Origin of the sequence: Streptomyces sp. NPDC005811 (assembly GCF_040630405.1) — a bacterium.
Lineage (GTDB): Bacteria > Actinomycetota > Actinomycetes > Streptomycetales > Streptomycetaceae > Streptomyces.
In genome coordinates, this window is record NZ_JBEXXK010000002.1 from 235,732 (window position 1) to 256,867 (window position 21,136).

Consider the following 21,136-nt stretch of genomic DNA (forward strand, 5'->3'; position numbering starts at 1 on the left):
CCCCGGTCTGGGCGGCCTGGGCACCGGTCAGGGCAGGGTCCAGAACCGGACCGTGACGAGATAGAAGACGGCGGCCCAGAAGACCATCACCACCGCGATGGTGCCGAGGCCGCGGAGGTTGTTCCGTGCCGCCGGTTCGTCCGGCGGCGGGCGCAGCCATCGCCCGAGGAGCGGGTTCACGTAGTAGGGCATGGTCAGGAAGCTCATGAGAAAGCTCGACAGCAGGTTGCCGACGAGCAGACCGATCCAGAGCGGCAGGTGCAGCGGGAGCAGGGCGAGCGTCAGCAGGACGACGGTCGGGTACAGGCCGACCCAGACGGCGAGGGAGGTCCGGGTCTCTGTGGGCGGCGGGGGTGCCTCCTCGCCGTCGGCCTCGAAGGCGAACCAGCTGCCGAACGAGTTGTCGATCGTCCGCAGTCCGAAGTCGCTGAACTTCTCGCCCTCGGCCAGCAGTTCCCGCCGTCGGCGCGACGTCAGCCAGGCGTCCAGGTGCTCGGCGCTGTCGTAGCGGTACAGCGTGGTCCATTCCTCCTGGAGCCCCGCGATGGGGCGGAAGAGTTCGGTCCCGCGGAACCCCTCGAACCTGCTCTCCTCCTGGACCATGTGCTGCTGCCAGTCGAGGAAGTCGTCGACGTGGTCCGGGTGGACCCGGTGGGTGACCACCACGGTGACCAGCGGATCCGGTGACCGGCTGCCGCTGCTGACGACCTGCTGGGTCGCCGGGCCGTCGAAGTACCGGGCGCCGGCGTCGAGATACGACTGCCGGGTCGCGCTGTTCGTCCACGCCTGCAGATGCGCCACCGAGTCGAAGCGGTAGACGACGACCCAGTCGGGCTGCCGCGGTGTCGGCGGGGAGATCTCGGCGCCGAGGAAGCCGGGGTAGTGGGCGGCCGCGGCATTGAGGTCCTCCTGCCACGACTCGTACGCGCGCTCCATCCCGGGCAGGACCCTCTGGCCGATGATCGCCGTCGCCGCGGCGGCTCCGTTCTTCCCCGTGTGCTCGATGTGCTCGGTGTGCTCGGTGTTCATGGCGGCTCACCCTGCCGGCATCGACTGCTCCGCGGGGAGCCGGCCGTAGATGCGTTCGGGAGTCAGCGGCAGCGCCCGGTAGCGGACGCCCGTGGCGTCGTGCACCGCGTTGGCGAGCGCGGGGGCGACCGGGTTGATGCAGCACTCCGCCATCCCCTTCGCCCGCATCGGCCCCACCGAGTCCGTCGAGCCCACCAGGAGGACCTCGGTACGGGGGATGTCGGCGTAGGTGGGGATGCGGTAGTTCCGGAAGTTCGGGTTGGCCATGACGCCGCGGTCGTCGACGTGGAAGTTCTCGGTCAGCACGAAGCCGATGCCCTGGGCGACGCCGCCCTCCACCTGTCCCCGCACCTGGGCCGGGTTGATGATCACCCCGGCGTCCGCCGCGTGCACGCTGTACAGGATGCGTGTCTCCCCCGTGACGCGGTGCACGGCGACCCGGAACCCCTGGGTGTTGGAGGTGACGCTGCGGGGCGAGCCGTACGCCTTGCGCGCGGCGGTGAAGCGGATCCCGCGTCGGCGGGCGAGTGCGATCAGTTCGGCGAGCGACACCCGCCGGTCCCCGCAGAGCACACCGTCGTCGTCCAGCGTGCACATCACGACATGGACGCCGGTGTACGCCGCGGCGAACTGGAGGATGCGGTCGCGCACGGCGTTGGCCGCCTTGAGGACCGCGTTGCCCGCCACGAAGAGGCCGGCGCTGGCGAAGGCGCCGGTGTCGAATCCGGTGCGGTCGGTGTCGGACTGCACCAGACGGATCCGCTGCGGTGTCGTACCCAGTTGGCCGGCCGCGATCTGGACATGGGCGGTGGAGGTTCCCTCCCCGAACTCGACGGTCCCGACGGCCAGTTCGTAGATGAGGTCGTCGCCCAGGGTGACCCAGGCCTCGGAGAGGTGGTCCGTCGGGGGCGCGGTCTCGTGCAGGGAACTCGCCGTCCCGACACCGACCAGCCAGTCAGGGCCGGGCGGGGGCCGGTCTGCCGTACGGGCCAGGGCGTCGTCCACCAGGTCGATGCACTCGGCGAGTCCGTCCTCGGTGAAGATCACGTCGTCGGGGCCGTCGTGCAGGGCGACCAGGGGCTCTCCCGGGCGCACGATGTTGCGCCGGCGCAGTTCCAGCGGGTCGAGGTGGAGGGCGCGGGCCAGTTCGTCCATCGCCGACTCCACGGCGAACGCCGGCTGCGTCATGCCGTAACCGCGCAGCGCGCCGCTCGGCACGGTGTTCGTGTAGACGGAGTACGCGTCGTACTTCTTGTGGGGGCAGCGGTAGAGCATGACCGCGGCTCCGCCCGCGAACACGGTCTCACCACCGTGGTTGCCGTAGGCGCCCGTGTTGGACACATTGCGTACCTGGAACGCGGTGAGCGTTCCGTCTGCCTTCGCGCCGAGTCGTACCGTCAGGGTCATCGGATGCCGCGGCGAGGCCGTGGTGAACTCCTCCTCGCGGGTGAACTCCAGACAGGTGGGCCGCCCGGTGTCCAGGGTGGCGAAGGCGACCAGATCCTCGGTGATCACCTCCTGCTTGCCGCCGAATCCGCCGCCGACGCGCGTGCAGAACACCCTCAGCCGGTCCGGGCGCAGCGCGAACAGGTAGCCCAGTTTGACCTTCGCGATCGACGGCGACTGCGAACTGGTGCGGACGTTCAGCCGGCCGTCCTCCATCCACGCGATCGAGCCGTGCGTCTCCAGATGCGCGTGCTGGACCCGTGGTGAGAAGTACGTCCCTTCGTGGATCACGTCGGCCTCGGCGAATCCCGTGTCGACGTCGCCGATGTGCGAGTGGAGTTCGAGCAGGATGTTGTGGACGAGGTCATGGGCGAAGTGGTCGTCGGGGGCGTGCAGTTGGGGTGCGCCGTCGGCCATCGCCGCCTCGGGGTCGAACACCGCGGGCAGCACGTCGTACTCGACCACGAGCCGACGGCAGCCCTCCTCGGCCGCTCCGACGGTGTCGGCCAGGACCGCGGCGACGCGCTGGCCGGCGAAACGGACCGTGTCGTCGAGGATGCGGGTGTCGTCCGGGTCGACGAGGTGGTCGGTGTGGATCGCCGTGGTGAAGCGCCGACGGGGTACGTCCTCCCAGGTGTAGACCCGGTGCACGCCGGGCACGGCGAGGGCGGCGCTCTTGTCGATCGAGCGGATCCGGGCGTGCGCGTGCGGCGAGTGCAGCACCTTGAGGTGCAGCATGCAGTCGAGCCGGGTGTCCATGGTGAACTCGGCGTGGCCGGTCACCACGTCGTGGCCCGCGGGTGCGCCGACACTGGTGCCGACGGCCTTGCCCGGTGCCGCCGTCTCCACCGCGCCGACGCCCTTCACCGCGTCCTCGATCGCCCGGTATCCGGTGCAGCGGCAGAGGTTGCCCTTCAGCGCCCTGGGCAGATCGGCCTTCTGCTCCTCGCTGAACGTCGCCGACGTCATGATCATCCCGGCGGTGCAGAAGCCGCACTGGAACCCCGGGGCGTCCTCGAACTGCCGCTGCACGGGGTGCGGGGCGCCAGGCCGTCCGAGGCCCTCGATCGTGGTCACCCGACGGCCCTCCGCGCGGAACGCGGGAGTGATGCAGCTGTGGACCGGCGCCCCGTCCAGCCACACCGTGCAGGCTCCGCAGTCGCCCGCGTCGCAGCCCTTCTTGACACCGAAGTGGCCGAGTTCGCGCAGGAAGGTGCGCAGGCACTGGCCGGGGGCCGGCTCCCGGTCGAAGTCCCCGCCGTTCACGAGGTAGTTCATGGCAGGTTCCCGTCCCTGAGGTCACGGCGGATCTCTTCGGCGAAGTGCCGGGCCAGATGGCGGCGGTGGTCGGGGGTGCCGTTGGGATCGTCGAACCAGACGCCGACCGGTACGGCGTCGATGCTCTCGCGCAGTGTCCGGGCGTCGGGCAGGGAGTCGAAGGCCATGCGGACCGGCCGCGTGGTACCGGCGGTGAGGGTGAGCAACAGGCCATCGGTTCCGGGCCGTCGGGTGCCGACGAGGAACACGGTCGACCGGCCGAGCCGGGTCAGCGAGAAACGACGGTGGGCGGTCCGTCCGCGCAGCGCGTGCTCCGGGACGGTGACGCGCCGCAGGATCTCCCCCGGCGCGAGCACGTTGCGGTGGTCGCCCGTGACGAAGTCGAGGGCGTCGATCCGGCGCACGGAGCCGTCGGGCGCCCACAGTTCGTACCGCGCCTCCAGCGCGACCGTCAGCGTGATCATCGGGCCGGCGGGGAGGGACATACAGATGTTGCCGCCGACGGTCGCCGCGTTCCAGACCTTGAACGAGGAGAGGAACGCCTCACAGCTCTCCCGGAAGAGTCGTCCGACGGGCCGGTCCCGCGGCCAGGGGAAGGCGTACAGGTCGCGGATGGTGCACGTGGCGCCGATCTCCAGGCCGTCGGCCGTCAGGGCGAGCGGGTCCCAGCGCAACGCCGTCAGATCGATCAGCCGCCGCAGGTCCGGCTGCTCCACGGAATAGAGCCACGTCCCGCCCGCGAGCCAGCCATCCCCCTCGCGCCAGTCCGCACCCGGCCACTCGGACGGTCGCCGGACGACTTCGGTGATGGTGTTGAGGTCCATGGAACATCCGACCTACCCCGACCAGCTTCCGGCCGCCATGCCACCCCGCCCGGGCGACTCGGCCGCGAAGGGCAGCGAGCACGGAACGTTTGTCCTAGTTTATCGCGATGGGCGGGTGGCGTCCCGGGGACGGGCAGGGTGCGAGGGGGCGGCAGGTCGAGGGAGGCGGCGGGGTCGGTGGTGATGACGGGGACGACGGTTTCCCGGCGCGGGCGCGGGGGTGTGACACCGGAGGCCGCGGAGTTCTTCACACCGTCGTGAGCTGGGGCGCACCGGCCGGGCCCCAAGCCGGTGTGGGCCCGTGCGGGCGCTGGTGCTGGGGGTGGCGTCGATGCCGGAGGTGGTGTCAGCCGCCGCCCGCTCCTCCTGGCACGACCGCTCCTTGCGGCGTCTCGCCGAGACACTGGGCCTCCGCGCTTCTCGCCGCCCTCCGGAGCACCGAACCCCGGACCGTCACGGGCCGAGCGACCCGGCTGCCGCGGCTGCCGCACCGCGCGGGCGCAAGCCCCCGGCAGGGGTCAGCAGCCTGCCGAAGCAGTCATCCGGCGCAGTCTCAGGGCCAGTTGTATCTCCAGCGCCCGGTTCGGGCTGTGCCAGTCCGGGCCCAGGAGGTGGCCGACGCGGTCCAGGCGTTGGGACACCGTGTTCACGTGGACGTGGAGGGCGTCCTTGGTGCGGGCCGGGCTCATGCCGCAGGCGAAGTACGCGTCCAGGGTGCGCAGCAGATCGGTGCCGCGGCGTTCGTCGTACGCGACGACCCGGCCGATGGTGCGGTCCACGAAGCCCGTCACGTCGCGGTCACCGGCGAGGAGCAGCCCCAGGAATCCGAGGTCCTCGGCGGCCGCGCCGTCCCCGGAGCGTCCCAGGCGGCGCAGGGCGTCCAGGCAGCGGCGGCTCTCCTCGTAGGCGGCGGCCACGGCGTCTGGGTGGGCGGCGAGGTCCCGGACGGGTGCCGAGGCGCCGACGGTGACCGTTTCGTGGACGGTGGTGCCCAGGTGCCGGGCGGTGCGGCGGGCCAGTTCGGTGGCGGTGTCGCCCGGTTCCAGCGGCAGCAGCAGGACCGTACCGCCGTCGCGGGCGGCGGCGAGGCCCCGCCGGGTCGCCGCGAGGTGGGAGGCGGCGGACCACAGGCGCCGGCGGGCGCCCGCCTCCTGGTCGGCGTCGGAGGGGGTGGCGTCCGGCCGGGCGGCGAGGACGACATGGGTGGCGTCGAGGTCGGCGGAGAGACGGCGGGCGCGGTCGCGCAGCAGGCGGGGGTCGTGGTCGCGCGCGTCGAGCAGGTCGTCCAGCAGCTCGCCCCGGACGCGTTGTTCGGCCTCGGCGGCGGAGCGTCTGGCCAGGAGCAGCAGGGAGGTGACCGTCGCGGCGCGCTCCAGGGTCCGCTGGTCGACGGGGTCCAGTGCGGGGTGTCCGCGCAGCACCAGCGCGCCCGGCAGGTCGCCGCCGGTCACCGCCGCGATCCAGTCGTCGGCGTGCCGTACGGCGTGGCCGCCGGTCCGGGAGGCCTCCACCGCCCGGGCCGGTGCGGTCTCGGTGAACTCGACCGTGCCGTCGAGGACCTGGGAGACGGCGGCGGCCACGTCGTGCACCCCGCCGCCGCGCAGCACCAGTCCGGCGAGCCGGTCGTGGACGTCGGAGGCCCGTTCGACGGCCGCACTGCGGTCCCGGATGATCGCGTTCGCGCGCTCCAGGCCGGCCAGGGCCGAGCGGGTCTCGGCCAGGAGGTCGGCGGTGGTGAGGGCGGCCGCCGCGAGCGCGGCGAAGGAGCCGAGCAGGGCGATCTGCTCCCGTTCGAAGACCCGGGCCCGGCGGTCGGCGGCGAAGAGCACTCCCATGACGTCCGCGCCCAGGGTCAGCGGCACCCCGAGGATCGCGACCAGGCCCTCGTCGCGCACACCCGCGTCGATGGTCGCCGTGTGCCGGAAGCGGTTGTCGCGGAGGTAGTCGTCGGTGACGTACGGGCGGGCGGTCTGGGCGACCAGGCCGCCGAGCCCCTCCCCCATGCCCAGGCGGAGCTGCTGGAAGCGGGCGGCCACCGAGCCCGCGGTGACCCGCATACAGGTGTCGCCGCGGGCCGGGTCGTTGAGGCTGAGATAGGCGACGTCGGTGCCGAGGAGGGAGCGGGCGCGCTGCACGATCGCCTGCAGTACGGCGTCCGCGTCGCGCAGCCCCGCCAGATCGTGGGCCGTCTCGAACAGCGCCGACAGCTCGGCCTCCCGCCGGCGCCGGCCCGCCAGCTCGGCGCGTACGCGCAGCGCCAGCGCCTTGGCCCGCTCCAGCACCGCGATCCGCTCGGCCGGCCGTCCCTCGGCGCGGGCGAGCGCCACCGGCCGCTCGTACGCCTCGGCGTCCGCGCCCCGGGCGAGCAGCTCGAGGAACGGCGCGTCGGCGTCGTCGGCGGTGTCGAGGGCGGTCGCGGTGCCCTCCGTGTGATCGCGGGACATGCGCCCAGGATTCCGCATGACCGGCTCGCGCCGTCAGCCCTGTGGAAAACTCCGGGAGGCCGCTATCGAACTGCTGTTCAGGGTGCGGTCTCGAACCACGCGGGTTCGTCGGAGAGCGCCTGCTTGATGCGGAACACCTGCTTCTCGTGCATCGGCGGCAGCGCGTCCACCTCGAACCAGCCGACCTGGAGGGACTCGTCGTCGTTGACCCGCGCCTCGCCGCCGGTCGCCCGGCAGCGGAAGGTGACGTCCATGAACTGGCACTGGTCGCCGTTGGGGTACTCGACCCGCCGCCCGGAGCGGATCAGGACGATGCGTTCGGGCACGCAGTGCACGCCCGTCTCCTCCTCCACCTCCCGCACGGCGCAGTCCGCGGGCTGCTCGCCCGGGTCCGGGATGCCGGTGATCACGGTCCACTGACCGTTGTCCGCGCGCTGTCCCAGCAGGACGCGTCCTTGGTCGTCGAAGACGACGGCGCTGACGCCGGGGAGCCACAGGAGCTGATGACCGGCGGAGGCCCGGATCTCGGTGATGAACTCAGGAGTCGGCATGGGACCGACCCTAACCGGACCGGTCCCCCGCCTGGGGGACGACTCAGGCGTCCGTGCCCCGTCGCGCGCGGACGCCCGCGGCGGCCGCCCAGCCCAGACCGCCCGCGGCGACGAGCACCAGGGCGATCTCCGGAAGGATCCCGAGCCGGGTCGCGGGCGTCTCGGAGGACCGCAGCGGCACCTTCTGCACCAGGTTGTCCGCGACGAACATGCCGGTCTTCTGGGTGATCCTGCCGTCCGGCATGATGATCGCGCTGACTCCGCTGGTGACGGGCACGGTCACGGTGCGGCTGTGCTCGACGGCGCGGACGCGGGACATGGCGAGCTGCTGGTAGGTCATCTCGCTGCGGTCGAAGGTGGCGTTGTTGCTGGGCACGGAGATCAGCTGGGCGCCGTCGGTGACCTCGGAGCGCACCGCCCAGTCGAATGCGGCCTCGTAGCAGGTGACCAGGCCCACCTTCGTGTCGTCCATGGTGAACACGCCGGGCTTGGTGCCCCGGCTGAAGTCCTGGCGGACCATCGACGTCCACTCGCTGTTGATCGCGCCGATCAGGGAGCGCAGCGGGAGGTACTCGCCGAACGGCTGGATCTGCCGCTTGTCATAGGTCTGGGTGGGGCCCTTCTCGGGGTCCCAGAGGATCTGCTCGTTGTAGAGCTTGCCGTCGCGCTCGACGACTCCGCCGACCGAGATGGGCACGCCGACGGCCTTGGCGGCCTTGTCGATGACGGCGGCCGCGTCCGCGTAGGCGAACGGGTCGATGTCGGAGGAGTTCTCGGGCCACAGCACGAAGTCGGGCTGCGGCTTCTTGCCCGCCTTGACCTCGGCGGCCAGCCGTTCCGTCTCGCGCGCGTGGTAGTCGAGGACGGCGCGTCGCTGGGAGTTGAAGTCCAGGCCGAGGCGGGGCACGTTGCCCTGGATGACGGCGACCGTCGCGGTGCCGTCCTCCGCCTTGTCGCTCACCAGGGCGCGCGAGGCCAGGGCGGCGCCGACCGGGACGGCCAGGCTGAGCAGCGCCACGGCGGCAGCGGACCTGCGGACCTCGCCGGTGCGCCGGCGGTCCAGGATCAGCCGGACCGTCTCGTAGAGACCGAAACCGCACAGGACGACGGCGAAACCGAGGACCGGGGTGCCGCCGAGCGCGGCGAGCGGCAGGAAGACTCCGTCCGCCTGACCGAAGGCGATCTTGCCCCAGGGGAAGCCGTTGAACGGCACACGCGCGCGTGCGGCCTCGCCCGCCGTCCAGAGGGCCGCCGCCCACACCGGCCAGGCCGGCAGCTTCGAGATCTTGGCGACTCCGACACCGACCAGGGCGATGAAGACCGCCTCGATGGCGACCAGGGCCAGCCAGGGGCCGGGGCCGACCTCGACGCCGGTCCACACGAGGAGCGGCAGCAGGAAGCCCAGGCCGAACAGGTAGCCGAGGCCGAGCGCCGCCTTCCAGGTACGGCCGCGCAGCACCCAGCCGAAGACCGCGAAGGCCGGCAGGGCCAGCCACCACACGGTCCGGGGCGGGAAGCTGACGTAGAGCAGCACTCCGGCGAGCGCCGCCGCGGCGGCGGGCAGGAGGCGCAGCAGCCGCGCACGGCGGGAAACCGGCGTGGTCTGGGGCTCGAGCCGGTCGGGCTGGCCCACGGAAGTTGCGGTGACGGTCACTCCGGGAGTGTACGGCGGGTCACCTTTTGGCCGACAGCACGGTCCGCGGGGGCACCCGGCGGACCGCGTCGCACACAACCCGGGCACAGCGCATCCACAAATCGCCCATCAGCGGTTACGGTGTGCCAGAACCCCGTTCGCACAGACGTCCGGGGTGGCACTGGCCGGGGGCGACCGGGTTCGGGGGGTCTGGTGGGGTCCACGGGTTCCACGGGGATGACGTCGGCGGCGGGCGCGGACGCCGACGGGGAGAGACGCACCGTCTCGGACGCCGCCGGGGCGGCCGTGCTCGGGTCCTGCGCCGCGTGGTCGCTGGTCAGCGCGGCCGTGCACGGCGGACGGCCCGAGGGTGTCCTGCTCGCGGTGCTGGCCGTCGCGGCCGGCTACGCCACCGGGCGGATCTGCGGGGTGCTGCTGCCGGTGGCCGCGCCCGGCGCCGCGGCCCTGGCCGGGATCACCCTGACCGTGGCACTGCCCCGGCTCGCGCCGGGACCGGAGATCGCCTCGCCCCTGGGCCACGCGGGTGCCACCGCCGCGGTGCTCTCGCTGTCGGCCGGTGCCGCGTGCTGCGCCGCCTGGGCGACGCCCGTGCCGTGGCTGCGGCTCGCCCTGCGGCTGGCCGCGTGCGGTGCGGTGGTGGCGGGGGCCGTGCTGGGCTCGGTCGCGGCGGTCGTGACGTGCTGTGCCGTCCTGCTGTGCTCGCTGGCCGCGGGGCGGATGCGCCACCGGGGTCCCGCGCTCGCCGCTCTGGCCCTCGCCACGGCCTCGGTCACCGGTCTGACCTGGGCGGTCGCCGCGAAGGCGCTGCCCGCGGACCTCGGCTCCTCGCTGGCGGACCAGCTCACTCCGCACCGGGTCGCCCTCTGGCGGGACGCGCTGCACCTGGCCCACGACGACGCCGGGCTCGGTGTGGGGCCCGGCCGCTTCGGGGAGCTGAGCGCCACGGCGGCGCAGTCGACGCTCTCCGACGGCAAGCCGCACTCGGCGCCGCTGCAGCTGGCGGCGGAACAGGGGGTCGTGGGGGTGCTGCTGCTCGCGGCGGCGTACGGCTGGGTGCTGTTCGCGCTGTGGCGGGCGCCCCGTCCGACGCCGGTCGTCCTGACGGCGGGTGCCGCGCTCACCGCCCTCGCGGCGCTCTCCGCCGTCGGCAACGCGCTGAGCTTCACGACGGTGTCGGTCGGTGCGGGCCTCCTGGCGGGCCTGGCGACGGCCCGGCCGCTGGCGGACGAGCCGATGTCCGCGCTGTCGGCCGGATCGAGCAGGGAACACGACCGCCCGGTCGTCTGACGTCCGGGAGCGCCGGGGTCACAGGGCCGGGCCGGGCGTCCGCGAGCGCAGCCGGTCCCTGATCGCCTCCACGGCGGACTCGGCCTCGTCCACGGTCACCGTGAACGTGTGCCCGTCCCACAGCCGCAGCACCACCCCCTCGCCACGGCGTACGACGACGGCGGTGCCCTTCTCCGGGCGCCAGCGGTAGCCCCAGCCGCCCCAGTGGCGCGGGGTGACACAGGGGTCGAAGTCGGCGCCGGCGACATGCGAGAGCGGGATCCGGCGGCGGGGCACCCCGATGTGGCCGCAGCGCACCTCCAGCGCGTCCTGGTCGAGCGTGAGGTCGACGTGGACGAAGGCGAGGGTGCCGAAGAGAACCAGCAGTCCGGCCGCGATGCAGCCGACCACGGACATGACCAGGGGGGCGGTGCCGGACGTCCAGGCGGAGTCGACGGCGAGCTCGATGCCGAGCGCCATGCAGGCGGCGCCGACCAGCGCGAGCAGCCACTGGAACCGGTTGGTGGCGCGCCCGGTCCAGACATCGGGATGCGGGGTGTCCCCGCCCTCGCCCGGGGGGTGAACGTGGGAGTGGTCCCTCATATACATGAGGTTACTCAGGTTTCCCTGCGCGGGTAGGGCGTCGCACAGGGTGACTGCGCCGAGTGGGCGGCGCACCGGACGGGGCTACGGGCGGTGACCGCCGGTCACGGGGCGGGAGTGACGGTCAGGAGCAGCCGTCCCTCGGCGTAGGCGAGGGCGGGCTGCGGGATGCCGCCCTCGCGGCCGCTGAGCAGCACGGTCACGGAGCCGAGGCCGGTCGCCCCGGGCTCGGGCGGGGCCCCGATGCGGCGCAGGGCCTGCGCGGCGACGGCACCGGCCGAGCCGTGCAGGACCAGGGGCGGCCGGCCGGGGCGCTGGACGGCGGCGCGGATGCGGTCGGCGACCAGCTCGTAGTGGGTGCAGCCCAGGACGACGGTCGTCACGTCCCCGGGCGTGAGGGCGGCGGCCGCGGCGACGGCGGAGGCGATCGCCGTCTCGTCCGCGTGTTCGACGGCCTCGGCGAGGCCCCAGCAGGGGACCTCGGCGACGGTGACCCCGCCGGCGAAGTCCTCGATCAGACCGCGCTGGTAGGGGCTGCCGGTGGTGGCGGGGGTGGCCCAGATGGCGACCGGGCCGCCGCCGGCCGCGGCCGGCTTGATCGCGGGCACCGTGCCGATGACCGGGATGCCCGGTTCGAGGAGGGTGCGCAGCGCGGGCAGGGCGTGCACGGTCGCGGTGTTGCAGCCGACGATCAGGGCGTCGGGGCGGTGGGCGGCCGCGGCCTCGGCGACGGCCACCGCGCGCGCGGTGAGGTCCTGCGGCGTGCGCGGTCCCCAGGGCATGCCGTCGGGGTCGAGGGAGAGCACGAGATCGGCGTCGGGTCGCAGACGCCGTACCGCGGCGGTGGCCGCCAGCAGCCCGATTCCTGAGTCCATGAGCGCGATCTTCACCCGGCCACCATAGACGATGTGCTCCTGCGGACCGGCGGGGTGGGGCAGACTGCGCGGGTGAGCGCCGTCGTGTGGATCGCCGCCGTGTCCCTGGCCGCCTGGGTGTGGCTGTCGCTCTGTCAGGGCTTCTTCTGGCGCACGGACGTCAGGCTTCCGGCCCGGCGCGAGCCGGAGGAGTGGCCGGCGGTGTGCGTGGTCGTCCCCGCGCGCGACGAGGCGGCGGTGCTGCCCGCGAGCCTGCCGTCGCTGCTCGCGCAGGACTATCCGGGGCGCGCCGAGGTGTTCCTCGTCGACGACGGCAGCTCGGACGGCACCGGGCACCTCGCGCGCGACCTCGCGCGGCGGCACGGCGGGCTGCCGCTGACCGTCGGTTCGCCGGGCGAACCTCCGGCGGGCTGGACGGGGAAGCTGTGGGCGGTGCGGCACGGCATCACGCTGGCACGCGCGCGTGGGCCGGAGTATCTGCTGCTGACGGACGCCGACATCGCGCACGCGCCGGACAGCCTGCGGGAGCTGGTCGCGGCGGCGCGCACCGGGGGGTTCGACGTCGTGTCGCAGATGGCGCGGCTGCGGGTGGAGAGCCTGTGGGAGCGGCTGGTCGTGCCGGCGTTCGTCTATTTCTTCGCCCAGCTGTACCCGTTCCGCCGGATCGGGCGGCGCGGGGCGCGGACGGCGGCAGCGGCGGGCGGCTGTGTGCTGCTGCGCGCCGAGGCGGCCGAGCGCGCGCGGATCCCGGACGCCATCCGGCACGCGGTCATCGACGACGTGGCGCTGGCGCGCGCGGTGAAGCGTACGGGCGGCCACATCTGGCTGGGGCTGGCCGAGCGGGTGGACAGTGTGCGCCCCTATCCGAGGCTGCGCGACCTGTGGCGGATGGTCTCGCGCAGCGCCTACGCGCAACTGCGGCACAGTCCCCCGCTCCTGGCCGGTACGGTGCTCGGCCTGGCGCTGGTGTATCTGGTGCCGCCGTCGGCCCTGGTCACCGGGCTGGCCACCGGCTCCACGCCCCTCGTGCTGCTCGGCGGGCCGGCGTGGCTGGTGATGGCGGGGACGTACGTGCCGATGCTCCGCTACTACCGGCAGCCGCTGTGGCTCGCGCCGCTGCTGCCGTTCACGGCGTTCCTCTACCTGCTGATGACGGTGGATTCCGCCGTACAGCACTACCGGGGGCGGGGCGCGGCCTGGAAGGGCCGCACCTACGCCCGTCCGGACACCGTCACCGACGAGGGCTGAGCCCGCCGGGAGGGGGCTATTTGCGGCCCGGTGTCCAGTTCATGCCCCAGTTGTAGACGCGGTCCACGGTCCGCTGCGGGCTGACGCCGCGTTCGGGCACGAGATAGCGGGCCTCGCGCTGGACGATCAGATCGCCGCCCTGGTTGGTGATCAGCGCGAGGGCGCACACGGTCGACGGGACGGTGCACTCGTCGAGGACGAAGTCGACCGGGGCGCCGAACTGGGGTTGCAGGGTGACCGTCGCGTGCAGGTCGGCGAAGGAGCGTGCTCCTTCATAGATGGTGACGAAGACGAGGATGCGGCGGAAGTCGTTCCTGTGGTCGAGGTTGACGGTGAGGTTCTCGCCACTGGCGACGGCCCCGGTGCGGTCGTCGCCGTCGAGGTGGATGTACGGCGGCTGGTGCAGCGCCCCGAAGGCGTTGCCGAGGGCCTGTACGACACCCTTGCGGCCGTCGGCCAGCTCGAACAGGGCGCACAGGTCGAGGTCGAGGTCGTGGTGGAGGGCGACGGCACGGCCGCGCTTGCTGCCCCAGCCCGAGAACTGCTTGCGCACCTCCCAGTTGAGGTTCACCCGCATGACCCCCGAGGTGCCGCCCTGTTTGGCGAGGGACACCGCGGGAGCGGCCTTGGTGAGCGTCACCTTGGTCAGCCGGACCGGGGCCGCGGGCGGAGCCGGCGGCGGGGGCGGCGGGGCCTGGTGGGCGGGCGGGGGCACGGTGACCGGCAGCGCGGGCATGGTCGGCTGCGCGGACGGGGGCGGCGGGGCCGGCACCGTGGGCGGCACGGGCGGCGGGGACTGGGGCTGCGGCGGGGCCGTGTGCTGCGGCTCGTCGACGGCGATGCCGAAGTCCGTGGCCAGTCCCTCCAGGCCGGTGGCGTACCCCTGCCCGACGGCACGGAACTTCCAGGCACCCTGGCGGCGGTAGAACTCGCCCAGCACGAAGGCGGTCTCGACCGTGGCGCCGGTGCTGTCGAACCGTGCGGCGACGGTGCCCTGCGCCGCGTCCCGCACCTCGATGTAGAGGTCGGGCAGCCGAGCGAAGGTGCCGCCGTCGGCGGAGGCGGCCAGCACGACGGTCTCGATCGTGGGCTCCACGCGCGCGAGGTCGACCAGCAGGGTGTCGGTCACCCGGCCGCCCGCCGCGCTCTTGCCCTCGTGGCGGACCGCGCCCGAGGAGTGGGCCGGCTGGTTGTAGAAGACGAAGTCGGCGTCGGACCGCACCTTCCCGCCCACCAGCAGCAGCGCCGAGGCGTCCGCGTCGGGCACCCCGGGCCCCGAGCGCCAGCCCAGCTCGACCCGTAGCGCCGTGGTCGGGACCGGGGTGTTGGAACCCTTCGGCATCGACATGTCCGCCCCCTCGACTTCCGCTGCGCCGGGCCGTGTGCCGGCGCCTCTGGCCTGTCTACCCGGTCAACCTATTCGGCGGGGCGCCGCAGGCCCAGGAAAGGCACAGGAACGGCCCCTCCCGACCCGCCGGTAACCCGCCCGGAACTCGGCTTTTACACGATCAGGCCACTGCCTGACGCCCCTTTTCCCCATGTTCGCTCGCATTGGGGATCCGAGGGCACTGCCGACACGGAAATCAACCCTCTTATCGGTCTCCCCAACCAGCACATCGTGGGCTTAACTTATGTGCCATGACCTCCCCCCGCTCCACCTATGGCGGCTACTACTCCGCCTTCCCGGACACCCCGATCTACGACTCGCTCGTGGCCGAGCGAGGCACCCCGCAGATCGCCCCGATCCGGGTCCCCGCCGCCTACGACACGCCGAGCAGCAGCAACCTGCCCGCGCTGCCGTCGGCGCTGCCCGCCCTCCCGGCGGGCCCGTCGCAGGCGCCGTACGGCTACCCGCAGGCGCAGCAGCCCTCGCCGCTGCAGCAGGCCCCCGCGGCGTACATCCCGTCGCAGGCCGCGCCGCGCGGTTACCCGGCTCCGCAGATGCCGCAGCAGCCGCGCCCGGCGGCGCCCGGGATGGGCTACGAGGCCATGCGCCCCGCCGCTCCCCGGCCGGCCGCGCCGCAGTACCAGGACCCGTACAACAACCAGCAGTACCGCGGCTACTGATCCGCCCCCGGGGCCGTCCCTGCCCACCTGGCAGGATGACCTCATGGGGAACGCGGAACTGCTGTCCATCCATCGTTATCCGGTCAAGGCGTGCCGGGGCCAGGCGCCCCGGGAGGCCGTCGTGGAGCCCTGGGGGCTGGCCGGAGACCGACGCTGGGCGCTGATCGACGACGGGGGAAAGGTCGTCACGCAACGCCAGCAGCCGCGGCTGGCTCCGGTCGTCGCCGAGCTCGTGCCCGGCGGCGGCGTCCGGCTGTCCGCGCCCGGTCCGGAGCCGCTGACCGTGGCGGTGCCGGATCCGGTGGGCCCGGTCACGCTGGAGATCTTCCGGGACAAGGTGGAGGGGGTCCTCGCCGACGCCGAGGCGCATGCCTGGTGCAGTGCGTATCTCGGCGTCGACGTCCGCCTGGTCCACATGGACGATCCCGCGACCCGCCGGCCCGTCGATCCCGCGTACGCGCTGCCCGGCGAGACCGTCAGCTTCGCCGACGGCTATCCGCTGCTGCTCACCACGGTCGCCTCGCTCGACGCCCTCAACACGCTGATCGCCGACGGCGGTCACGCCGCCGAGGGGCCGCTGCCGATGAACCGTTTCCGGCCGAACGTGGTCGTGGCCGGCACCGAGCCCTGGGCCGAGGACGACTGGACGCGGGTGGAGATCGGCGAGGTCGCCTTCCGGGTCGCCAAGTCCTGCGGCCGGTGTGTCGTCACCACCACCGACCAGACCACCGCCGGGCGCGGCCGGGAACCCCTGCACACCCTCGGCCGGCACCGCCGGATCGGCGGCAAGCTCGTCTTCGGCCAGAACCTGGTCCCCCTCACCCGCGGCACCGTCCGGATCGGCGACCCGGTCCGGGTGACCGGCTGAATCCGGCCGCGTTCCGCACCCCTCGACGTGCGGGAACCTCCACCGGGTGCCGAAGCGTTGGGCTGTCGTGAGAAGTTCATGAGAGGTCCCGGGCGCGGGTGATTTCGCTCTCTCTTCGCCCGGATTCCCGCGTGAACGGCTCCGGTGGGGGTTATCACGGAGCGGGAAGGGGGTGCGGGACGGTGCGAGCGATCGGTGGGATCTGGCGCTGGCGGCACAATCCGCTGCGCCGCGGGACGGATCTGGTCGAGGCCTGGGTGGCGCTGTCGGCGCTGCTGCTCATCCTCCTCGCGGCGCCCGTCGTGGGCTCCCTGATCGGCGCGGTCGCCCAGGACTCCCTGCAACAGGCGGTCCGTGAACAGCGCCAGACCCGGCACGAGGTCACGGCCACCGTCGTGCGTGCGTCGGGCTCCTCCCCGCTGGAGGCCGATCCCGAGGCCGCCTCCGGGCGGGAGGCCCGCAGCCGGGTCGTCGCCGACTGGACCGCCCCGGACGGCACCGACCGGCACGGCACGGTGCTGGCCGCCCTGAAGGCCCCCCACCACGGCGACCACTTCGCGATATGGACGGACGCGCACGGCACGCTCGTGGCCCGGCCGCTGGACTCCGCCACCGCGACGACACACGCGGTGCTGGCCGGATTCGGCGCGGCCCTGCTGACCGCCGGCATGGTCGAGGGCGGCAGACGGCTGATCGTCTGGCGCATGGTCCGCCGCCGGTACGCCCGCTGGGACCAGGCATGGGACCGCGCGGGCCCGGACTGGGGCCGTACAGGTACCGGTAGCTGACGTCGTTCGGTCAGTGGTCAACCCACCGCCCGCGCGCACGCTACGGTGGTCCGGCCGGATGATGCATGATTCGGCATCAAACCCGCGTACGACGAGGTGGGGACACAGCAACGCCATGGCACAGGGCACGGTCCAGGTGACGCACACCGGCACATCGAGGTGGCGCCGCCGCACGGGTGAGTACGCATCGCTCGCCGCCGCCCTGGAGGCCGCGGCCGAGGGCGATGTCCTCACCATCGCTCCCGGAACCTACCGGGAGAACCTCGTCGTACAGCGGTCGGTGACCCTGCGCGGCCCCGAGGGCTCGCCCGGCTCCGTACGGATCGCTCCCCTCGACGGGGTGCCTCTGACGGTGTGCGCGTCGGCGGTGGTGCAGGACCTGCACGTGGAGGGCCAGGACGCGGCCGCCCCGGCGGTCCTCGTCGAGGAGGGCACCCCCGAACTGCTCGACATGCGGATCGTCACCCGGTCCGCCACCGGCATCGAGGTGCGGGGCAACGCCCGTCCCACGGTGCGGCGGTGCACGGTCGACAACCCGGCGGGCATCGGGATCGCCGTGGTCGACGGCGGCGGCGGGGTCTTCGAGGAGTGCGAGGTCGTCGCGGCCGGACAGGCCGGCGTCCTGGTCCGCGGGGGCGCGCACCCCCGCTTCGAGCGCTCCCGGATTCATCACGCCTCCGGTACCGGGGTGAGCGTCACCGGCGACAACTCCGGCCTGGAAGCCGTGGGTTGCGAGATCTACGAGGTCCGGGGCAGCGGGGTGCAGGTCACCGCGCGGGCCACCGCCCATCTCACCGACTGCGCCGTGCACCGCACCACCGCCGACGGGGTCACGCTCGACACGGACGCGGTGCTGACGCTGGCCGACTGCCGGATCCACGACATCCCGGAGAACGCGATCGACCTCAGGTCGCGCTCCGTGCTCACGCTCACGCGCACGACGGTGCGTCAGTTCGGCCGCAACGGGCTGTCGGTGTGGGATCCGGGCACCCGGGTCGACGCCAACCAGTGCGAGATCTTCGACAGCACGGGCGACTACCCGGCCGTCTGGGTCAGCGACGGCGCGACCGCCGTCCTCGACTCCTGCCGGGTGCACGACGTGCCGGACGCGCTGTTCGTCCTCGACCGCGGCTCGCGCGCGGACGTCATCGACAGCGATCTGGCGCAGGTGCGCAACACGGCCGTGTCGGTGAGCGACGGCGCGACCGCCCAGCTCGACGACTGCCGGATCCGGGAGGCCGCGACCGGCGCCTGGTTCCGCGACCACGGCAGCGGCGGCACCCTCAACAACTGCACGGTGGACGGCGTCCAGACCGGCGTGATCGTCACCAAGGGCGCCGACCCCACGGTCGAGCGCTGCACGGTCACCTCCCCCGCCGAGGCCGGTTTCTACGTCTCCGCCGGGGGCCGGGGCAGCTTCCTGAACTGCCGGGTCACCGACAGCGGGGGCTACGGCTTCCATGTCATAGACGGTTGCCGGGCGACCCTGCGCCGATGCCGTACGGAGCGCTGCGCGCGCGGGGGGTACGAGTTCGCGGAGACCGGGGCCGACGGGGCGCCCGGTGCGGGAGCCGTGTTCGAGGACTGCACCAGCGACGAGAGCGCCGGTCTGCGGACCGCGGCGGGCCGGGAGACGGCCGTGCAGACGACCCCTTCCGCGGTGGGTCTGCTCGGTCCGATCCCCGAGCAGCGGGTGACCGTGCCGGAGCCGCAGGCGGCGTCGGCCGAGGCCGGGACGGAGGTGTCGGTGCGGACGTCGATCGACGTACTGGGCGAACTCGACGCGTTGGTGGGTCTGGAGAGCGTCAAGCGCGAGGTGCGGGCGCTGACCGACATGATCGAGGTGGGCCGGCGCCGGCAGCGGGCGGGCCTGAAGGCGGCCTCGGTCAAGCGCCACCTGGTGTTCACGGGCTCCCCCGGCACCGGCAAGACGACGGTCGCGCGCCTGTACGGCGAGATCCTGGCCGCCCTGGAGGTGCTGGAGAAGGGCCATCTCGTCGAGGTGTCCCGGGTCGACCTCGTCGGCGAGCACATCGGCTCCACCGCCATCCGCACCCAGGAGGCGTTCCAGCGGGCGCACGGCGGGGTGCTGTTCATCGACGAGGCGTACGCGCTGTCCCCGGAGGACGCGGGCCGGGACTTCGGCAAGGAGGCCATCGACACGCTGGTGAAGCTGATGGAGGACCACCGGGACTCCGTGGTGGTCATCGTGGCGGGTTACACGGCCGAGATGGAGCGGTTCCTGACGGTCAACCCGGGCGTGGCGTCCCGTTTCTCACGGACCATCACCTTCGGCGACTACGGCCCGGACGAGCTGCTGCGGATCGTGGAGCAGCAGGCCGAGGAGCACGAGTACCGGCTGGCGCCGGGCAGTGCCGAGGCCCTGCAGAAGTACTTCACCGAGATCCCCAAGGGCGCCGCCTTCGGCAACGGGCGTACGGCACGCCAGACGTTCGAGGCGATGGTGGAGCGGCACGCCAGCCGGGTCGCGCAGCTGGCGGAGCCCAGCACGGACGATCTGACCCTGCTGTTCGTGGAGGACCTGCCCGAGCTGCCCTGACCCGCTCAGGCCCGCTGCCCGGGCAGGTGCGGGCTCAGCCGGGCGAGCAGTCGGGCGCGTTCCTCGGCGAAGGCCGGATCCGCCTGGTAGTCGGAGTGGCCGAGGACGGGCGCGGGCAGCGGGTGCTCGGCGGTGCGGCCGTACGCCAGGGGGTCCGCGAGGGGGGCGCGGTCCACCTCGGGACCGCAGTCGTCGCCGGTCAGACGGACCGGGCCGCCGATGGGGTCGGTGAGCCGGTACAGGTTGCGCCAGCAGTCGACGTCCCGGTGCAGGGCGGCGAGCGCGGCCGGCCCGAAGTGGGCCGGGAACCAGCGGCCGTAGAGGCGTTCGATCGGGGAGCCGTAGGTCAGCAGGGCGACCCGTCTGCGGTCGGACGGTTTCAGCTGCCAGGCGGCGGCCGCGGCGAGGACGCTGCCCTGGGAGTGTCCGGAGATGACGAGCCGGCCGCCGGTGGCCCGGGTCCAGCCGGTCATCCGCCAGGTGAGGTCGGGCACCGCGCGCTCGGCGTAGCAGGGCGGGGCGAAGGGGTGGGCGGCGCGCGGCCAGAACGTGCCGACGTCCCAGAGGATGCCGATGGTGCGCCGTGCGGAGGCGTCCTTGTAGGCGCGTCGGCCCCAGGTGACGAACAGTATGAAGCCGAGGCCGATCAGCCAGGAGCCGAGGGCCTGCGCGGCCTGGGCGGCGCCCTGGACGAAGGGGCCGGCCGCCGCCGTGGCCCGGACCGGGGTCTCCCCGCTCGCGAAGGCTCCGACGAGCGCGCCCGCGCCGAGGAGCAGGGTCGAGCAGGCGGTCACGGCGACGAGGAGGGGAGCGCGGTCGGTGAGCGCGGCCATCGACCTGGTACGGGCGATGCGGCGCGTGCGGGCCGGGTCGCCGGGGTCGGCCCGGTACTCCCGGACCACCGCGGCCCGCTCGGCCCGGGTGAGCAGCCAGGTCCGCCGCCCGAGCAGCCCGCACAGCACCGCCAGGACGAGGAGCAGCACGGGGATCACGGACGCCTGCCAGGTCAGCAGCACCGGCGGGCCGTCGATCGAGGTCCCGGTCCCGTCCAGCCAGTCCGAGACCCGCTGCGCCACCCCGCCGGACATCACCCCGCCCAGCGCACAGGCCAGCATCACGACGGCGGGCCCGCCGAGCCCCCGTAACGCGGCCCGCTCACCGCCCACCGACACGGCCCCACCGACCGAACCCGCAGCACCCCCACCCGGGCCGTCCGATGCCTCCGGATCACGTCCCGGCGCCGGTTCTACGAACCCGACGGCCCCTCCCGGCGTCGATACGGCGGAGCCGACAGCCCCTCCCCACCGACGCACGACGGCCTCGGCAACCCCTCCTTGCCGGGGCACGCCGGACTCGTCAGCCCCTCCCTGCCCCGGTACGACAGGGCCGACAGCCCCTTCCTGCCTGCGCACGACCGGCTGCTCGGCAGCCCCCTCCTGCCGAGGTACGACGGCCCCGGAAACCCCTCCCTGCCGAGGCACGGCGGAGTCCTCAGCCCCTCCCTGCCCCGGCACGACAGGGCCGACAGCCCCTTCCCGCATGCGCACGACCGGCTGCTCGGCAGCCCCCTCCTGCCGAGGTACGACGGCCCCGGAAACCCCTCCCTGCCGAGGCACGGCGGAGTCCTCAGCCCCT

16 protein-coding genes and 1 pseudogene are annotated in these 21,136 nt (G+C 73.5%); 7 read left to right on the forward strand and 10 right to left on the reverse strand.

What is annotated here, in order from left to right; genetic code table 11:
- Nucleotides 1–27: 27 nt before the first annotated feature.
- The 6 genes from ABZ490_RS03060 to lnt form a co-directional block, all read right to left on the reverse strand.
- A complete protein-coding gene (locus ABZ490_RS03060) occupies nucleotides 28–1,029 on the reverse strand; it encodes an antibiotic biosynthesis monooxygenase (protein ID WP_358983368.1) in 1,002 nt (333 codons plus the stop codon).
- A 6-nt stretch (nucleotides 1,030–1,035) separates the two neighbouring features.
- Nucleotides 1,036–3,753, reverse strand: coding sequence for a molybdopterin cofactor-binding domain-containing protein (locus tag ABZ490_RS03065; protein WP_358983370.1), 2,718 nt, complete (start codon nucleotides 3,751–3,753; stop codon nucleotides 1,036–1,038).
- The gene (locus tag ABZ490_RS03070) at nucleotides 3,750–4,577 is read right to left on the reverse strand and encodes an FAD binding domain-containing protein (protein ID WP_358983372.1); all 828 of its coding nucleotides are present in this window, start codon (nucleotides 4,575–4,577) and stop codon (nucleotides 3,750–3,752) included. The genes ABZ490_RS03065 and ABZ490_RS03070 overlap by 4 nt, the downstream gene beginning before the upstream one ends.
- A gap of 518 nt (nucleotides 4,578–5,095) precedes the next feature.
- A complete protein-coding gene (locus tag ABZ490_RS03075; RefSeq protein WP_358983374.1) occupies nucleotides 5,096–7,021 on the reverse strand; it encodes a helix-turn-helix domain-containing protein in 1,926 nt (641 codons plus the stop codon).
- 77 nt (nucleotides 7,022–7,098) lie between these two features.
- Nucleotides 7,099–7,572, reverse strand: a complete 474-nt coding sequence (locus ABZ490_RS03080; RefSeq protein WP_358983376.1) for an NUDIX domain-containing protein — start codon at nucleotides 7,570–7,572, stop codon at nucleotides 7,099–7,101.
- Nucleotides 7,573–7,615: 43 nt separating this feature from the next.
- Entirely contained in the window at nucleotides 7,616–9,226 is a 1,611-nt protein-coding gene (lnt, locus tag ABZ490_RS03085) for an apolipoprotein N-acyltransferase (RefSeq protein ID WP_358983378.1), read from the reverse strand.
- A 216-nt stretch (nucleotides 9,227–9,442) separates the two neighbouring features.
- Between lnt and ABZ490_RS03090 the strand changes: the two genes are divergently transcribed.
- Nucleotides 9,443–10,513, forward strand: a complete 1,071-nt coding sequence (locus ABZ490_RS03090) for an O-antigen ligase family protein (RefSeq protein ID WP_358983380.1) — start codon at nucleotides 9,443–9,445, stop codon at nucleotides 10,511–10,513.
- 18 nt (nucleotides 10,514–10,531) lie between these two features.
- Here ABZ490_RS03090 and ABZ490_RS03095 read toward each other — a convergent pair whose 3' ends face one another.
- Together ABZ490_RS03095 and ABZ490_RS03100 are read right to left on the reverse strand one after the other, a co-directional pair.
- Nucleotides 10,532–11,095 (reverse strand): hypothetical protein, encoded by a 564-nt coding sequence (locus ABZ490_RS03095; protein ID WP_358983382.1) that lies wholly within the window; start codon nucleotides 11,093–11,095, stop codon nucleotides 10,532–10,534.
- A 104-nt stretch (nucleotides 11,096–11,199) separates the two neighbouring features.
- The gene (locus ABZ490_RS03100) at nucleotides 11,200–11,985 is read right to left on the reverse strand and encodes an aspartate/glutamate racemase family protein (protein WP_358983384.1); all 786 of its coding nucleotides are present in this window, start codon (nucleotides 11,983–11,985) and stop codon (nucleotides 11,200–11,202) included.
- 39 nt (nucleotides 11,986–12,024) lie between these two features.
- On the opposite strand from ABZ490_RS03100, the gene ABZ490_RS03105 reads away from it, so the two are divergent.
- Entirely contained in the window at nucleotides 12,025–13,218 is a 1,194-nt protein-coding gene (locus tag ABZ490_RS03105) for a glycosyltransferase (protein ID WP_358983606.1), read from the forward strand.
- A gap of 16 nt (nucleotides 13,219–13,234) precedes the next feature.
- Here ABZ490_RS03105 and ABZ490_RS03110 read toward each other — a convergent pair whose 3' ends face one another.
- A complete protein-coding gene (locus tag ABZ490_RS03110; protein WP_358983608.1) occupies nucleotides 13,235–14,560 on the reverse strand; it encodes a TerD family protein in 1,326 nt (441 codons plus the stop codon).
- Between the two features lie 296 nt (nucleotides 14,561–14,856).
- Between ABZ490_RS03110 and ABZ490_RS03115 the strand changes: the two genes are divergently transcribed.
- The 4 genes from ABZ490_RS03115 (at nucleotide 14,857) to ABZ490_RS03130 (ending at nucleotide 19,501) form a co-directional block, all read left to right on the forward strand.
- The gene (locus ABZ490_RS03115; RefSeq protein WP_358983386.1) at nucleotides 14,857–15,285 is read left to right on the forward strand and encodes a DUF6643 family protein; all 429 of its coding nucleotides are present in this window, start codon (nucleotides 14,857–14,859) and stop codon (nucleotides 15,283–15,285) included.
- Nucleotides 15,286–15,328: 43 nt separating this feature from the next.
- Complete coding sequence (locus ABZ490_RS03120; RefSeq protein WP_358983388.1) at nucleotides 15,329–16,153, forward strand: MOSC N-terminal beta barrel domain-containing protein; 825 nt, start codon at nucleotides 15,329–15,331, stop codon at nucleotides 16,151–16,153.
- Nucleotides 16,154–16,335: 182 nt separating this feature from the next.
- Entirely contained in the window at nucleotides 16,336–16,941 is a 606-nt protein-coding gene (locus ABZ490_RS03125) for a hypothetical protein (RefSeq protein ID WP_358983390.1), read from the forward strand.
- 115 nt (nucleotides 16,942–17,056) lie between these two features.
- A complete protein-coding gene (locus ABZ490_RS03130; RefSeq protein WP_358983392.1) occupies nucleotides 17,057–19,501 on the forward strand; it encodes a right-handed parallel beta-helix repeat-containing protein in 2,445 nt (814 codons plus the stop codon).
- Nucleotides 19,502–19,506: 5 nt separating this feature from the next.
- Here ABZ490_RS03130 and ABZ490_RS03135 read toward each other — a convergent pair.
- Nucleotides 19,507–20,655, reverse strand: a pseudogene (locus tag ABZ490_RS03135) (hypothetical protein); the annotation flags it as partial.
- A gap of 180 nt (nucleotides 20,656–20,835) precedes the next feature.
- On the opposite strand from ABZ490_RS03135, the gene ABZ490_RS03140 reads away from it, so the two are divergent.
- The coding region (locus ABZ490_RS03140) for a hypothetical protein (protein ID WP_358983394.1) at nucleotides 20,836–21,136 on the forward strand (301 nt) is incomplete at its 3' end.

Bases quoted from the DNA above. Each gene is read 5' to 3' on its own strand.
- ABZ490_RS03110 (WP_358983608.1), bottom strand. From the start codon at position 14,560: ATGCCGAAGGGTTCCAACACCCCGGTCCCGACCACGGCGCTACGGGTC.
- ABZ490_RS03070 (WP_358983372.1), bottom strand. From the start codon at position 4,577: ATGGACCTCAACACCATCACCGAAGTCGTCCGGCGACCGTCCGAGTGG.
- ABZ490_RS03130 (WP_358983392.1), top strand. From the start codon at position 17,057: ATGGCACAGGGCACGGTCCAGGTGACGCACACCGGCACATCGAGGTGG.
- ABZ490_RS03075 (WP_358983374.1), bottom strand. From the start codon at position 7,021: ATGTCCCGCGATCACACGGAGGGCACCGCGACCGCCCTCGACACCGCC.
- ABZ490_RS03060 (WP_358983368.1), bottom strand. From the start codon at position 1,029: ATGAACACCGAGCACACCGAGCACATCGAGCACACGGGGAAGAACGGA.
- ABZ490_RS03065 (WP_358983370.1), bottom strand. From the start codon at position 3,753: ATGAACTACCTCGTGAACGGCGGGGACTTCGACCGGGAGCCGGCCCCC.
- ABZ490_RS03080 (WP_358983376.1), bottom strand. From the start codon at position 7,572: ATGCCGACTCCTGAGTTCATCACCGAGATCCGGGCCTCCGCCGGTCAT.
- ABZ490_RS03095 (WP_358983382.1), bottom strand. From the start codon at position 11,095: ATGAGGGACCACTCCCACGTTCACCCCCCGGGCGAGGGCGGGGACACC.
- ABZ490_RS03090 (WP_358983380.1), top strand. From the start codon at position 9,443: ATGACGTCGGCGGCGGGCGCGGACGCCGACGGGGAGAGACGCACCGTC.
- ABZ490_RS03120 (WP_358983388.1), top strand. From the start codon at position 15,329: ATGGGGAACGCGGAACTGCTGTCCATCCATCGTTATCCGGTCAAGGCG.
- ABZ490_RS03115 (WP_358983386.1), top strand. From the start codon at position 14,857: ATGACCTCCCCCCGCTCCACCTATGGCGGCTACTACTCCGCCTTCCCG.